The organism is Variovorax sp. KBW07 (genome assembly GCF_003852515.1).
GTDB lineage: Bacteria > Pseudomonadota > Gammaproteobacteria > Burkholderiales > Burkholderiaceae_C > Variovorax.
This window is the reverse complement of sequence record NZ_QAJK01000068.1, coordinates 1-14,721: the sequence shown is the minus strand read 5'-3', so window position 1 is coordinate 14,721 and position 14,721 is coordinate 1. Positions and strand designations below refer to the sequence as shown.

12 protein-coding genes are annotated in these 14,721 nt (G+C 69.6%); 3 read left to right on the top strand and 9 right to left on the bottom strand.

Translation table 11 applies throughout. The features are described 5' to 3' along the window. Positions 1 to 135 precede the first annotated feature (135 nt). From DBV14_RS15260 to DBV14_RS15250, 3 genes are all read right to left on the bottom strand, one after another. Positions 136 to 606 carry a YXWGXW repeat-containing protein gene (locus tag DBV14_RS15260; protein ID WP_124460004.1) on the bottom strand — a complete coding sequence of 157 codons (471 nt, stop codon included), beginning with the start codon at positions 604 to 606 and terminating at the stop codon, positions 136 to 138. 87 nt (positions 607 to 693) lie between these two features. Then, complete coding sequence (locus tag DBV14_RS15255; RefSeq protein WP_260397046.1) at positions 694 to 1,782, bottom strand: carotenoid 1,2-hydratase; 1,089 nt, start codon at positions 1,780 to 1,782, stop codon at positions 694 to 696. Positions 1,783 to 1,794: 12 nt separating this feature from the next. Next, on the bottom strand, positions 1,795 to 2,925 hold the full coding sequence (locus tag DBV14_RS15250) for a PLP-dependent cysteine synthase family protein (RefSeq protein WP_311732837.1): 1,131 nt from the start codon (positions 2,923 to 2,925) through the stop codon (positions 1,795 to 1,797). Positions 2,926 to 3,006: 81 nt separating this feature from the next. On the opposite strand from DBV14_RS15250, the gene DBV14_RS15245 reads away from it, so the two are divergent. Next, positions 3,007 to 5,562, top strand: a complete 2,556-nt coding sequence (locus DBV14_RS15245) for a penicillin acylase family protein (protein WP_124460003.1) — start codon at positions 3,007 to 3,009, stop codon at positions 5,560 to 5,562. A 70-nt stretch (positions 5,563 to 5,632) separates the two neighbouring features. Here the strand turns inward: DBV14_RS15245 and DBV14_RS15240 are convergent, their stop codons facing one another. Then, entirely contained in the window at positions 5,633 to 8,242 is a 2,610-nt protein-coding gene (locus DBV14_RS15240) for an FtsX-like permease family protein (protein WP_124460002.1), read from the bottom strand. A gap of 82 nt (positions 8,243 to 8,324) precedes the next feature. Between DBV14_RS15240 and DBV14_RS15235 the strand changes: the two genes are divergently transcribed. Continuing rightward, on the top strand, positions 8,325 to 9,791 hold the full coding sequence (locus tag DBV14_RS15235; protein WP_124460001.1) for a serine hydrolase: 1,467 nt from the start codon (positions 8,325 to 8,327) through the stop codon (positions 9,789 to 9,791). Positions 9,792 to 9,813: 22 nt separating this feature from the next. Here the strand turns inward: DBV14_RS15235 and DBV14_RS15230 are convergent, their stop codons facing one another. The 3 genes from DBV14_RS15230 to DBV14_RS15220 are packed head-to-tail and all read right to left on the bottom strand — an operon-like array spanning position 9,814 to position 11,922. Continuing rightward, positions 9,814 to 10,722, bottom strand: coding sequence for an ADP-ribosylglycohydrolase family protein (locus DBV14_RS15230; RefSeq protein WP_124460000.1), 909 nt, complete (start codon positions 10,720 to 10,722; stop codon positions 9,814 to 9,816). Beyond that, on the bottom strand, positions 10,719 to 11,291 hold the full coding sequence (locus DBV14_RS15225; RefSeq protein WP_124459999.1) for an NADAR family protein: 573 nt from the start codon (positions 11,289 to 11,291) through the stop codon (positions 10,719 to 10,721). The genes DBV14_RS15230 and DBV14_RS15225 overlap by 4 nt, the downstream gene beginning before the upstream one ends. A gap of 13 nt (positions 11,292 to 11,304) precedes the next feature. Continuing rightward, on the bottom strand, positions 11,305 to 11,922 hold the full coding sequence (locus DBV14_RS15220) for a DUF4291 domain-containing protein (RefSeq protein ID WP_124459998.1): 618 nt from the start codon (positions 11,920 to 11,922) through the stop codon (positions 11,305 to 11,307). A 168-nt stretch (positions 11,923 to 12,090) separates the two neighbouring features. Here DBV14_RS15220 and DBV14_RS15215 point away from each other — a divergent pair, with 168 nt between their 5' ends. Continuing rightward, entirely contained in the window at positions 12,091 to 12,747 is a 657-nt protein-coding gene (locus DBV14_RS15215; RefSeq protein WP_260397047.1) for an NUDIX hydrolase, read from the top strand. Positions 12,748 to 12,772: 25 nt separating this feature from the next. Here the strand turns inward: DBV14_RS15215 and DBV14_RS15210 are convergent, their stop codons facing one another. Both DBV14_RS15210 and DBV14_RS15205 read right to left on the bottom strand, forming a co-directional pair. Further along, positions 12,773 to 14,005, bottom strand: coding sequence for an RNA polymerase sigma factor (locus DBV14_RS15210; RefSeq protein WP_124459996.1), 1,233 nt, complete (start codon positions 14,003 to 14,005; stop codon positions 12,773 to 12,775). Continuing rightward, on the bottom strand, positions 14,002 to 14,373 hold the full coding sequence (locus tag DBV14_RS15205) for a YciI family protein (protein WP_124459995.1): 372 nt from the start codon (positions 14,371 to 14,373) through the stop codon (positions 14,002 to 14,004). Before DBV14_RS15205 ends, DBV14_RS15210 begins: the two co-directional genes overlap by 4 nt. Positions 14,374 to 14,721 lie beyond the last annotated feature (348 nt).

The following is a 14,721-nucleotide window of genomic DNA, read 5'->3' as shown; positions in this document are numbered from 1 at the left end:
GGTGTCAGTCGCACAAGCCAAGAATGACCCCGCACCCGCTCCCAAACAGCAGCCCCCAGAACGCACGCGCCCCGAACGCAAGCCAGGACCGGCAACCGCAGTGACGGTCCCCGAGTCCCAGCCAGATTCCCAGCGTCAGCAGTTGCCCTTCTTCGCCTGCCCCGGTGGGCAGAAATCGCGCCCGTGGTCCCTGTCATGCCCGTGGCCATGGCCGCGACGGCGATCGTCGCGGTCGTGCCGCCGATGGTCGTCGTCCCACTCCCGGTCGCGGCGACGGGCTTCGTGGCGACGCCAGTCGCCTTCGGTCCAGCGCCAGCCTCCACGGTCTTCGACCCAGCGGCCCGGGGCATACGCATAGCCCGATCGTGCGGGCTGCCAGCCACCGCGTCGCCATGCGTAGGCGCGGCCGTCCCAGGCCCAGCGGCCCGGCACCCAGACATAACCGCCGCGCGGTGGCGGTGGTGGTTCGTAGCGTGGCGGCGGCGGTGCCACCATCACCAACCCGGGAACGTTGATGTTCACCGAGACCTGTGCGTTCGCGCCAAGGGGCGTGGCCAGCAATGCAAAAGCGCTGGCCATGCCGAGCGCGGCGAGTCGAATCTTCATGGATCCTCCGTTTTTTTGAAAAAATCGTGGGTTTACAGCCTGCCAACGCCCGGAAGTCGCCGACGGTTGTCAGGCTTTACGCGACGGCTAAAGCCGCAGCGGCGCAGCGTAGCCGGTCATCTCCAGGTAGCCACTGCCCACGCGGCGGCCCTGGGCATCGAGCAGTTCGCTCAACCCTTCCCAGTACACACCGCCCGTCGAGCCACGGCTGTCCAGCTCCTGGTCATCCAGCAGCGCGCGCACCACGAAATTTCCTGATGGCGTTTGCACGCGCCACTGCGTCGGGTACTTCGCCTGCGTGCGCGGGCTCGTCCATGCGTTGATGCGCTCGAAGCGCACTTCGTCGTTCTTGAAGATGCGCGCCACGCCGTCGCGTGGACGGAACGAGCCGCCGGCCCACAGCCCGCTGCCATCGGCGCGCCGCAGGTGAAAAGCCGTGAGCGCACTGCCGTCGTCCAGATTCATGCCGATCCAGTCCCAGCCCACCGCCTCCGGGTGCATCAACGCCTCGCTCCACTCGTGGTCGAGCCATGCCCCACCATCGACCTCGAAAGCCTGCCCCGTGAGCGCCAGCTTGCCTTGCACCTTCAGCTGCGGCTCGCTGTAGTAGTAGCTGGCCTGCGCTTCTTCAGGCCCCTTGCGCGACAGGCCGGCGTTGCCTTGCAGCAGCACCGGCTGCGTCGGCGTGAAGCGCAGGTCGAGCGTGAATTCGCCGGCGGGAATGCGCGCCGCATAGCTGCCGTCCTTCTGGCGCGCCAGCGACCAGTCGCGGATGCGCACGTCGGTGTCTGCGTCGCTGGCCGATGCCACACCGAAGCCCGCGCGCGCGATGCGCTGGTCATGCAGCAGCACGCGTCCTTCGAGATCAGTGACGGCGGCGTGCGCAAACACCAGGTTCTTGGCCGCGAAGGCCGAGCGCATGTTCTGCGTGGCCTCGACGCGCGAGCGGAAGAAGGTGACCTGGAAGCCGAACTCGCGCCCGGCCGCCGTCCTGGCGTGGCCGGTGATGTACCACCACTCGGTGTGCAGGTCGGGGTGGCTGCCGAAGTCGCGCGGAAACTGCAGCGTGCGCGCAGGCAGGGCCCACGCCATGCCCGGTGCGGCCGCACACAGCGCCGCCAGCAACAGGCCGCGTCGCGACGGTGCGAAGGGCGCCGCTCCCATCGTCCACATCATCGACATCGTCGATCAGCCCGCCACCAGCGCGTCGATGCGCTGCTGCGCCGGGCCGATGTCGCCGAAGGTGTTCTTCACCCAGGCCGCATCGTGATAGCTCGGCAGGTAGCGCTCGCCGGCATCGCACAGCAGCGAAAGAATCGAGCCCCGCTGGCCGGCCGCGCGCATCTCCTGCGCCACGGCCAGCATGCCGATGAAGTTGGTGCCGGTCGACGGACCGACCTTGCGGCCCAGCAGCGTCGACAGCGCATGCATGGCGGCCACCGAATCGAGGTTCGGCACTTCAATCATGCGGTCGACCAGCGTGCGGATGAAGCTGGGTTCCACGCGCGGCCGGCCGATGCCTTCGATGCGCGAGCCCACGGCCGTCAGCGAGGCGTCGCCGGTGCGGTGGTAGGCCGAGAACACCGAGCCTTCGGGGTCGGGCACGCACACCTGCGTGTCGTGGCAGCGAAAGCGAAGGTAGCGGCCGATGGTGGCGCTGGTGCCGCCGGTGCCCGCGCCCACCACGATCCACTTGGGCACCGGATGCCGCTCGCGCGCCATCTGCTGGAACATGCTCTCGGCAATGTTGTTGTTGCCGCGCCAGTCGGTGGCGCGCTCTGCATACGTGAACTGGTCCATGTAGTGGCCGCCGGTGCGCTCGGCCAGTGCGCGGGCTTCTTCGTACACCTGCGCCGCATGGTCGACGAAGTGGCAGCTCGCGCCGTAGAAGGCGATCTGCGCGATCTTCTCGGGCGAGGTGGTGCGCGGCATCACCGCGATGAAGGGCAGGCCGAGCAGCCGCGCGAAGTAGGCCTCGCTCACCGCGGTGGAGCCGCTCGAGGCTTCGACGATGGTCGTGCCTTCGCGCACCCAGCCGTTGCACAGGGCGTACAGGAAGAGCGAGCGCGCGAGTCGGTGCTTCAGGCTGCCGGTCGGGTGCGTCGATTCGTCCTTCAGGTACAGGTCGATGCCCTGCGCGGCCAGCGCGGGCATGGGCAGCGGAATCAGGTGCGTGTCGGCGCTGCGCTGGTAATCGGCCTCGATGCGTCGGATGGCGCCGCCGAGCCAGCCGCTGCACAAGGAAGAAGACAAGGAAGACGAAGAAGGCGAAGTAGAAGAAAGGGTTTGCTGCTGCATGGCGCCCAGTCTACAAGTCATGCCTTGTAACGCCAGCACCCCCCGCGAGGCACGTAAATCGGGATACTGTGCGCTGCCACTAACAGGCAGGAGACGAGACACATGAAAAGAAGCAACCTGCGCCCCGCATCGCGGCGCTCGTTAAGTCAAAGGCATTCCATCGGCGCCGTAACGTTCGCGGTCCTCGCGCTCACCGGCTGCGCATCGTCGGGGCCTCCCGACACGGGGACGCCGCAGCGCCCCTCTTCATCCTTCGCGGTGCCGGGCCTGGAGAAGCCGGCCGAAGTGCTGGTCGACCGCTGGGGCGTGCCGCACCTTTATGCGGGCACGCTCTACGACGCCTTCGTGGCGCAGGGCTTCATTGCCGCGCGCGACCGGCTCTGGCAGATGGACCTGTGGCGCAAGCGCGGTCTCGGCGAAATGGCGAAGGACTTCGGACCCGCGTGGGTAGAGAGCGACCGCGCCGCGCGCGCCGTGCTCTATCGCGGCGACATGTACCGCGAATGGCTGGCCTACGGCTCCGACGCCAAGCGCGTGGCCGAGGCCTTCACGGCCGGCGTCAATGCCTATGTGGCGCAGGTGCGCGCACAGCCTGCGCTGCTGCCGCCCGAGTTCGCGCTGCTGAACTACCAGCCGGCCACGTGGTCGCCCGAAGACGTGGTGCGCATCCGGCACCACGGGCTCACGCTCAACTTCACTTCGGAGATCGAGCGTGCCAAGGCCTTCTGCGCGGGCGGCGCCGGCATCAAGGCCGACTGGCTGCGCCGCGAGCTCGATCCACCGGTCACGCCGCGCGTGCCGCCGGGGCTCGACCCCTGCAACATTCCGGCGGCCGAACTGCGCACCGCCTACATGCGGGCCACCGAGTCGCCGCAGTTCACCAAGACCAACACGCGGGTGGGCCTGAACACCGGCGCGGCCTCCACGCCGGTCGCCTTGCTGCCCGGCAGCGCCGAATCGGCAGCGGCCAGGGCGGCACAGGAACAGGCGGAGCAACAGCAGGCCGCGCAGGGCGACCCGACCAGCGCCTATGGCAGCAACAACTGGGTCATTTCGCCGAAGCTCACGTCCACCGGCCGGCCCATCCTGGCCAACGACCCGCACCGCGCCCACAGCGCGCCGAGCCTGCGCTACATGACGCACCTGAGCGCGCCGGGCATGGACGCCATCGGCGCGGGCGAGCCCTTCCTGCCCGGCCTGTCCATCGGCCACAACGGCACCATCGCCTTCGGCCTCACGCGCTTCTACATGGACCAGGAAGACCTGTACGTGTACCAGCTCAACCCGCGCAACCCCGACGAGTACCGCTACCAGGGCCGCTGGGAGCCGATGACGCGCGTCACCGAGCGCATTGCCGTCAGGGGCGAGAGCACGCAGCGCGAGGTGGTCAACACTTTCACGCGCCATGGCCCCGTGCTGCTGTCCGAGCCCGGCAAGCGCCGCGCGTATGCCTTGCGTGCCGCGTGGCTGGAGCCCGGCATGGCGCCGTACTTCGGTTCGATGGACTACATGCGCGCACGCAACTGGGACCAGTTCCGCGCGGCCATGAACCGCTGGGGCGCGCCGGGCGAGAACCAGGTCTACGCGGACACCAGCGGCAACGTCGGCTGGATTCCCGGCGGGCTCACGCCGATCCGCCCCAACTGGGACGGGCTCATGCCCGTGCCGGGCGACGGGCGCTACGAGTGGTCGGGCTTTCGCAATGGCGACGAGCTGCCTTCGGAGTTCAACCCCGCGCGCGGCTACGTCGTGACTGCCAACGAAAACAACATTCCGCCAGACCATCCCGCGGCAAAGAAGGGCGTGGGCTACGAGTGGAGCGACGCGGCCCGCGCGCGCCGGCTCAAGGAGCTGTTCGCGGCCAAGGTGGCGGCGGGCTCGCGCTTCTCCGTCGAAGACTCGGAGCGCATGCAGAACGACATCGTCGCGACGCCGGCGCAGCGGCTGCTGAAGCTGCTGGCCGGCCTGCGCAGCGACGACGCGCAAACCGCGGCGGCGCTGCGCCTGCTGCAAGGCTGGGACGGCGCCATGGACCGCGACAGCGCGGCCGCCGCGCTGTACGAAGTGTGGAGCAGCAAGTTCCTGCGCGCGGCCGTGCTGAAGGCGGGCGCGGGCGATGCCGGTGCCGCACTGGCCGCGCCCGGCGACAACACGCGCATGGTGCTGCTGCTGGAAAACCCATTCGGATGGGTGACCAACGAGCAGCGCGATGCCTTGCTGCTGAAGACGTTGCCGCCGGCCATGCAGGAGCTTTCCGCCAAGCTGGGGACCGACCCGGCGGCGTGGAAGTGGGGTGCTTTGCATCGCGCGGAGTTCCGGCATCCGCTGGGCGGCGTGGTCGATGCGGCCACGCGCAAGAAGCTCGACGTGGGCGACTGGCCCATGTCGGGCTCTTCCTTCACGCCGATGGCGGCCACCTACCGGCCGGCCGACTACAAGTTGACCTCGGGCGCTTCGTTCCGAATGGTGCTCGACGTGGGCAACTGGGACGCATCGCGGGTCATCAACACGCCGGGCCAGTCGGGCAATCCCGATAGCCCCAACTACCGCGACCTGGCGCCGCTGTGGCTCGAAGGCAAGTACGTGCCGCTGGTCTACAGCCGTTCGGCCGTCGAGAAGGAAACCGTGGAGCGGATCCAGCTGACGCCGGGCAAGTGATGCTCGGCAGGTGAGTCGTTCTTTCCCGGGGCGGGACCAGCCATGGCCTCGCCCCGGTGAAGCACATGGCTTACCAGTCTTCCTTCACCGCCAGCACGACATCCTTGCCGGCCGCGGCCCGCCCCGCGAGCCAGGCCGTCACCGTGCCGGCCACCACCACCGCGCCGCACAGCGCGAGCAAGCGCACCCACGGCACCAGCAGGTCCATGCTCCAGTGAAAGCTCTGCGGGTTCACCACCTTCACCAGCACGACCGACACGGCCAGTCCCAGCACCAGCCCCGCCACGGCGCCGATGGCCGTCCAGGCCGCGCCTTCGCCGGCCACCACGGCCAGCACCTGCCGCCGCGTGAAGCCCAGGTGGGCCAGCAGCCCGAACTCCTTGCGCCGCGCCAGCACCTGCGCGCTGAAGCTCGCGGCAATGCCGAACAGGCCGATGGCAATGGCCACCGCCTGCAGCCAGTAGGTCACGGCAAAGCTGCGATCGAAGATGCGCAATGAGGTCGTGCGAATCTGCCCGACCGAAGAAATCTCGACCGACTCCGGCGAGGCGCCGCCTTGCCGCGCCGCCAGCGCGCGTACGCCCGTCTGCACGGCGCCTTCGGACGCCCCCGCTTCGAGCCACAGCGCCACGTCGCTCACGTTGCGCTCGCCGGTGATGCGCTCGAAGTCGCGCGCATCCATGGTGATGGCGCCGAACTGCCGCGCGTAGTCGCGCCAGACACCCGCGACGAAGAACACTGGTGGCGTTTTAGACGACACGGCCGCTGCCATGGCGGCCGACATCGGCGCGAAGGCCGTTCCCGGCTTTGCGCCATACAGCTCGACCATCGGCTCGCTCACGTAGATGGCGATCTGCCCCTCGGGCACCGGCAGCGCGGTGCCCACCAGCGGCAACGATTGCGACGCGCTGCCTTCGAGGCTGCGAGCGATCAGCGCCACCGAGGGGCGCGATGCATCGAGCTGCAGCGACTGCGTGCGCAGCGTGCCCGTGCGCGCCACGCCCGGCAATTGCGCCAGCGCCTGCACGAAGGCCGGCGTGAAGGTCGCGGTGTCGGTGCTGCTGCTGTTGCCCGTGTTGCTGCCGCGCCCGCCCGACGTGGCGCGCACGTACAGGTCGGCCGGCAGCACCACGTCGAGCCAGTGCGTGACCGAATCGCGGAAGCTCGCGACCATCGCCGTCAGCGCGACGGCCAGGCTCAGGCTGGCCACCACGCCGCTCACGGCCACGGCCGCCGTGCCGCGCATGCGGCGCGCGCGCTCGACGGCCAGCATCGGCAGCACGCGCTGCGCGAACAGCGGCGCCACGCGGTCGTACAGCAAGGCAATCAACCAGGGCAGGGCGGTGATGCCGCCCACCAGCAGGCAGCCCACCGACAGGTAGGCCGCCACCGGAATGCCGCCGATGGCCGGGATGTTGGCCAGCACCACGCTGATGGCGATCAGCCCCAGCGCCAGCCAGTGGCTCTGGCCCTGCGTGGGCGCGGCGCCCAGCCCCTTGAGCGTCTGCGCTTCGGGCAGCGCCTGCGCCGCGCGCGCGGGCCACCAGCCGCCGACCAGCGCGGCCAGCACGCCGAGGCCGCCGTACAGCAGCGCCGCGCCGGTGCTCCAGTGCAGCCTTGGCGCCACGCCTTCGAAATAACCGCCGCCCAGGTCGCCGCCGAGCACCCGCAGCGCAAAGGCCGCGAGCGCGGTGCCGAGCGCAAGGCCGGCCGCGCTGCCGATCAACCCCAACACCAGCGATTCGGCCAGCACCAGCCGCAGCCGCTCGCGTGGCGTGAGGCCCAGCACGCCGAGCAGCGCGAACTGCTGCGCGCGCTTGGCCACGCTCAGTGCCAGCACCGAGAACACCAGGAAGGCGCCCGTGAACAAGGCCACCAGCGCCAGCACCGTGAGGTTGACGCGGTAGGCGCGCGACAGGTTGCTCACGCGCTCGGCCGCATCGCCCGGCTCGGCGAACTGGACGCCCGCGGGCCAGCCCGGCGACTGCCGCAGCGACGCGATGAAGGCCGCGCGGTCGGTGCCGGGCGCCAGCCGCAGGTCGATGCGGCTGAGCTGGCCGAGCTGGCCGAACAGCTCCTGCGCGGCGGCAATGTCCATCACCGCGAGCGCGGTGCCGCCGGCCGCGACATGGCCGGCCACGTCGAGCCGCCGCCATGCGTCGCCGCTGCGCAGCTGCACCGTTTCCGCGGCGCGCGCATTGGCCTCGGCCTCGGCGGGCAGGCCCAGCACGCTGCGCGCCGCGGCGTTCAGGAACACATGGCCCGGCGCAAACAGCGCGAAGCGGTCTGCACCGGCCGCCGGCTGTGGCATGAGCGCGGGCGCGATGGTCGGCAGCACCAGCGCATCGACGCCGATCACGCGCATCGGCACCTGCCGTTCGCCGGCCAGCGCCAGGCCCTGGAATTCGAGCACCGGGCTCGCGAGCGTCACCTGCGGGTGCTGTGCCAGCCGGGCGAACACGGCTTCGTCGAAGCCGCCCTGCACGGCGCGCACGTCGAGGTCGGGCTGGCCGTTCACCGAGCGCACCGCGCTGGAGAATTCGTCGAGCGCCGACGCGTTGATGAGCTGCACCGAGAAGGCCAGCGCCACGCCCAGCATTACCGCCAGCACGGCCGCCGCGTTGCGCCAGGGGTGGTGGCGGAGTTCCTGCCAGGAGAAGGTGGTGAGCAATGCGCGCATGGCCCGATTGTCACGGCGCGCCCGGTGTTACACCTGCCGTGGCACGATGGCGCCTCTTCGATGACGCCTGAGGAATCCGACGATGCGGCTCCTGCCTCCCGCCCTGTGCCACGTGCGCCACCTGCACCAGCCGCACCGCCGCCGGTTAGCGGCCTGGCTTGTTCTCTTGCCGCTGGTGGCACTTCTTGCGGGCAACGCGGCGGCGCAATTGCAGCCCCTGACCCTGGCGAGCGATCCGGCGGTGCTGGCCAAGGCCGCGCTCGGCGCCGAGAGGGGAACGATGGTCATCGGCGTGCTGCGCAACGGCAAGGCCGCCTATGGCGCCGCCTACAACCCCGAGCCGCCCTCGACGCCGCGCCCGCTGGAGCCCAACAGCGCGGAGCAGCCGATGTTCGAGATCGGCTCCGTCACCAAGGTCTTCACCGGCCTGCTGCTTGCGCAGGCCGTGGAGCGCGGCGACCTGAAGCTCGACGACACCGTCGGCAAGCTGTCGGCCGGCAAGGTCGAGGGGTTGTCGCCCGCCGTGGCCGCGGTCACGCTGCGCCAGCTGGCAACGCACACCGGCTGCATGCCGGTGATGGCCGATGGCGTGGGCGGCGGGCCGGCGCTGGCCGAGCAGTTCCGCACCTTCGACAAGCCGATGTTCTGGGCCGCCCTTGCACGCATCAAGCTCACGGCCGCCGCCGCGCCTTGCGAGGGCAGCTACAGCAACTTCGGCATGGCCCTGCTCGGGTTGCTGCTGGCCGAGCGCTACAACACCTCGTGGGGCGAGCTGGTGCGCGCGCGCATCACCGAACCGCTGGGCATGAACGACACCGTGATCCCGCTGGGCGACAAGGCCTCGCGCATGGCCCCGGCCTTTGCCGGCGACCGCCGCCAGCAGTTGCTCGACATGCAGGCCTACGCGCCGGCCAGCGCGCTGCGTTCCACCGCCGCCGACATGCTGACCTTCAGCCGCGCCATCCTGGCCGGCGCCAACGGTCCGCTCGGGCCGGCCGCCACGCGCATGCTCACGCCGCTGGCGCGCTACGAGGGCGCGGAAATCGGCTATGCGGTGATGGTGCGCGGCACCGAAGGCGCGCGCCGCACCTACTACCACGCAGGCGTGACCGAGGGCTACCGCACGCTCTGGCTGCTGGCGCCCGACACCGGCGAAGCCATGATCATGCTCAGCAGCAACACGCGCGCGCCCATGCAGGCCGTGTTCCTGGCCATCGGCAAGAGCCGCTACCCGGTGCCGCTGGTCGAGGTGCCGGTCGATGCCGCGCGGCTGGAAGACTACAAGGGCGAGTTCCGCGTCAGCAAGACCAAGTCGCTGAGCTTTACCGTGCGGGGCGCCAAGCTGCTGGTGCGCGAGACCGGGCGCGGCTACAACGCGCTCCTGCCCACCGGCAACGACCGCTTTGCCGTGGCCACCATCGGTGCGCAGTTCCTGTTCCGGCGCGGCGAGGGCAATGCGGTGGTCGGCGTCACGCTGTCGCAGGGCGGCAGCCAGCTCGACGCACGGCGCGTCGGGGTCGGCGAGCCGGTCGCCGCGCCACAGGAATGACGAAGACGGCGCGCTGCGCTGTTCAGTGCGCGAGGGCCAGGGCTAGTAACTGGTCGGCCATCTGCTCGATCTCGCCGCGCATCACCAGCTGTTCGCGCCATGCGATGGGGATAGCGTCCACGCCATAGAAGGCGCCCGCCAGCTGGCCGCAGATGGCCGCGGTGGTGTCGGCGTCGTCGCCCAGGTTGACGGCCGCCAGCACCGCCTGCTCGAAGGTGTCGGTGTGCGCGAAGCACCAGAGCGCCGCTTCGAGCGACTCGACGCAGTAGCCCGAGCCCTTGATGCGCTCGCGCGGCTTGGCGGCGTAATCGCCGCGTGCCAGTGCGGCCACCTTCTCGCTCAGCGGTTCCAGTGGCGCGATCGAAAGAATCGCCGCCTTGCTCTCGCCCCGCAGCGCCGCGCACAGCTGCAATGCAAAGAGCCGCGAACATTCGATGGCCTCCAGCGCGCCGTGCGTGTTGCGCGTGCTTTCGCCGGCCTGTTGCCAGGCGGCGCTGGCGTCGGCATCGGCTGCATGGAACATCGCCACGGGCGCGAGCCGCATCAGCGCGCCGTTGCCGGCGCTGCGCGGGTCGGGGCTGCCCGCGAACGGATCGCCCGAAGCCAGGTAGCGGGTGAGTGCGGCCGACACCGTGGTGCCGATGTCGAAGCAATGGCCGTTGCTGCTCATGTAGCCCACGCTGCGCCAGTTGCAGTAGCGGTTCATCTGGTCGATGGCGTTGAAGCCCCGGCAGTGGATCAGGCTTGCCGCGAGACACAGCGCCATCGAGGTGTCGTCGGTCCACTCGCCGGGGTTCAGCTCGAAGGGGCCGCCGCCTTGCATGCCCGTCACCGGCGCGAAGCTGCCGCGCGAACGGAACTCGACCGTCGTGCCCACGGCGTCGCCGCAGGCCAGGCCCAGCAGGCAGCCCCGGTAGCGGTCGGTGTTCATGGCGCCCGCCTGATCGCGTCGCGCGCGGCCATCAGCGCGAAGCCCAGCAGGTTGAGCCCACGCCATTCGCGCGGGTCTTGCGCGGCCGGGTCGGTGGCGGCGCGGCCGATGCCCCAGATGGCATCGACCGGGCTGGCCTCCACCAGCACCTGGTGGCCGGTGCCCAGCAGGAAGGCGCCGAGCGCGGGGTTCTGCGAAAACTTCTCGATGTTGCCTTGCGTCACGATGTCCAGGCGCGCGGCCACCCAGGCGGCTTCGTCGAAGTTGCGGATCTCGCGGCCCAGCTTCTTGGCTTCGGCCGGCGTGCGTGCCGCGATGATTCGCTCGCAGGTTTCCGCGTCGCCGAACAGCCGCGCCTTGCCCGCCATCATGAAATGCTCCGCCGTGCGGTACTTGATGCCGTCCACGCTGAACCCGGCCTCGAACCACTGGCTGAAGCAGCTCTTGTTCACGCCGGTCTTCGGTGCCTGGTGGCCCCAGAACAGCAGGTACGCGGGGCGATGGCCCTGCGCGAAGTAGGCGGGCAGGTCCTTGGTGCTGCGCGGTGTCGTCGATGTGTGCGTCGTCATTTTTTTCTTTTCTTCAGGGGCCGATGTCCAGCGGACGCTCGACCGGCAATTGCAGCTGCGGGTTGTCGTCTTGCGCCAATGGTCGTTGGGCGTCCACGAAGGAACGCATGTCGATGACCTCCAGCAATTCTTCGTGCGCGAAGGCCGCGAGTGTGCGGCCGCGCAGTCCCAGCTGGATCGCGCGGCGCTCCAGCTTGTTGCCGCTCGGCGCATGGTCAGGGTCCCATTGCAGGCGCACCTCCGACTGGCCGACCGCCGCCTGCCATGCCTCGCGGCTCGGATAGCCTGGGCCGAAGGTCGAGGGCACGGCCTCGCGAACCACGCGTTCGAAAAAAGCGCGGCGCAGCCGCAGCGCCAACGTCACTTCCTGGCCGTCCTTCGTGCCCCAACCGGAGCGGTACATCATCCAGAGGAAGTTGGGCTTGATCCAGCTCATGCGCGAAAGGCTGAAGTCCGGGCCATCGAGGCGGCCGTGCCGGACCGCCCACTCGCCGATGGCGGGGCGATAGGCCTGGTAGACGACGACCGTTTCCGCGTCGTGGTGCGCAAGGATGTGCTGGCCGCTTTGCGGCCAGCGTGCGCGCTGGGCCAGGTGCAGTTCGGTGGGGAGGGGTGTGACAGCGTTGTTCATTTGTTTTCTTGAGATTCTTGTTCTTGTTGTGGGTTGCTCTGTGCAACTAATGTGGGGTTGTATAGTACAACTAATAAAAACGGCGTCAAGCCACCTGCTGTGAAAAATTCCCTGCCGAAATTTCCGCCTCTGACTTTCCCCCGCCCGCTGGTCACGGTCGACGTGGTGATGTTCACCGTGCTCGACGATGCCTTGCAGGTGCTGCTGGTGCGCCGGCCCGCCGACAGCGCCGAGCCGTTCCCCGGCAAGTGGGCGCTGCCGGGCGGCTTCGTGAACATCGACGAAGACGCCTCGCTGCTCGACTGCGCGCTGCGCAAGCTGCGCGAAAAGACTGGCGTCGAAGCGCCTTACCTCGAGCAGCTCGGCAGCTGGGGCGGGGCGCAACGCGACCCGCGCGGCTGGTCGGCCACGCACTGCTTCTATGCGCTGATTCCGGTGCAGGCGATGCAGCAACTGCGCAGCGGCGCCAACGCGGCGGAGGTGGCGTGGTTCGAGGTCGATGCCGCGTCGCGCAAGCGGCTGGCCTTCGACCACGGCGAGCTGCTCGATGCGGCCATCGCCCGGCTGCGCAGCAAGGTCGAATACACATCGCTGCCGGCCTTCCTGCTCGAAGAGCCTTTCACGTTGCCGGCGCTGCAGCACGCCTACGAGGTGGTGATGGGGCGCGACATCGACAAGAGTGCCTTTCGCAAGCGCATGCTCGACGGCGAATTCATGGAAGAGGCCGGCATGGTCACCGGCAGCCTGGGCCGGCCGGCCATGAGCTACCGGCTGCGCGACCGCTCGCAGGCGGCGCTGTTTCCGCGCACCTTCAACGCCCGCTGAATCGCCTGTCGAGGCGCCCGGTGGCTCAAAGCCGCTGGGCCATCGCACCCAGGTAGCTGCGCACCGCGGCATTGGCGCTCAGGCCGATCGCGCGGTCGTAGGCCTGCCGGGCGGCGGCACGCACGCCGCCGGCCGCCAGCAGGTGCGCGCGTGCGGCCCAGAAGGGCTGGTAGTTGGTGACTTCGTCGGCGGGAATCGCGTCGAGCGCCTGCAGGCCGACGTCCGGTCCGCGCGCGTTGGCCAGCGCGCAGGCACGGCTGACCTGCGCCCCGATGCTGGGGCGCAGCGCCAGCAGGCCGTTGTACAGCGCCACCAGCGTTTCGGGCGGCACCGGCGCGCCCGCGCGGCGCTCGCAATGCGCCGACTGGATGGCCGCCTCCAGCTGGTATGCGCCGAGGGCGCCCATGGTGGACGCCTGCCGCAGATGGTGCTCGGCCTGCGCCAGCAGCTCGTGGTTCCAGCGCGTGATGTCTTGCTGGTCGAGCGGCACGTAGGCGCCGGTGTCACTGCGCCGTGCCGCGGTGCGGCTCTCGCAGAACAGCATCAGCGCCAGCAGGCCCAGCGGTTCGGGCTCGTCGGGCATCAGGTGGCAGAGGATGCGGCCCAGGTCGATGGCCTCGGCGGTCAGCCCGCGCGGCAAGGCGTCGGCACCGTCGACATCTTCCCAGCCCGTGCCGTAGGCGGCGTAGATGCCGTCGAGCACATCCTGCAGGCGCTGCGGCAGGTCGCGGGGTTGCGGGTATTCGAAAGGAATGCCGGCCGCGCGGATGCGTGCCTTGGCGCGCACCAGCCGTTGGCCGAGCGTGGAGGGCGCGGTCAAGAAGGCACCGGCCATGCGCGCCGCATCGAGCCCGAGCACGGTCTGGAGCATCAGCGGCGCGCGGGCCGGCGCGTCGATGGCTGGGTGCGCGCACACGAAGAGCAGCCGCAGCCGCTCGTCGGGCACGGTCGCGCCTTCGGCATCGGCCTGGTCCGCTTCGCCGGCCAGCAGCAACAGCGTCTGCGTGGCCTTGTCCTGCACGCGGGTGTGGCGCCAGGCATCGAGCTTGCGGTGCCTGGCCACGCTGAGCAGCCAGGCATCGGGCTTGTCGGGAATGCCATCGACGGGCCAGCGTTCGAGGGCGCGCGCAAAGGCGTCTGAGAGGGCGTCTTCCGAGGCCGCGATGTCGTGCGTGCGCGCGGACAGGATGGCCAGCAACCGCCCGTACGATTCGCGGGCCGCCCGTTCGGCGGCCTGGTGAGCCGCCGGGTCGCTCACGGGGTGGCGCTGGCCATGGCGGTGGCCACGAAGACAGGGCGCACTTCGACGCCACCGGTGGTGGCGCAGGGTGCGCGCGCGGCCCATTCGAGCGCAGCATCGAGGTCGGGCACGTCGACGACGAAGTAGCCGCCGAGTTGTTCCTTGGTGTCGGCGAAGGGCCCATCTTGTACCTGTCGCTTGTCGCCGCGCACGCGCAGGGTGGTGCCGGTCATGGGCGGGAAGAGGCCGTGGCCGCCGAGCGAGATGCCGGCCTGTCGCACGGCATCGGCATAGGCGATCCAGCTGGCGCGGTAGGCCTGGGACGAGGCATCGTCGCGTTGTTCGAATTCGGCGGCGGGCTGATAGAACATCAACATGTAGGGCATGGTGTCTCTCCGTCAAGAAAAACTGGCTTGAGCAATATCGCTCACCCCAATGACGGGCCGCCGCCGGTCATTTCGACACGAGGTGTCGTGTCTAGTCGAATATTTTTTACGCGATTGCCGTTTGGCGCAATGCCGGGAATCCCGGCGTGGTGCGCTTGCTGTTCTTGGCGCTGTTTGGGAGCGGGTGCATTCAGGGCGCGTGCGACTGACACCGGGTACTTCCCTCCGCGAATGTCCCCCGCTTCGCTCCTCCTTTATTTCGCTGCGGGAAGCACCCGATGCCACTCGCACGAGGGCGCTGCGCTTGTGTCGCTCGATCAACGACCGCTCTGAACACGCTCGCGTAGA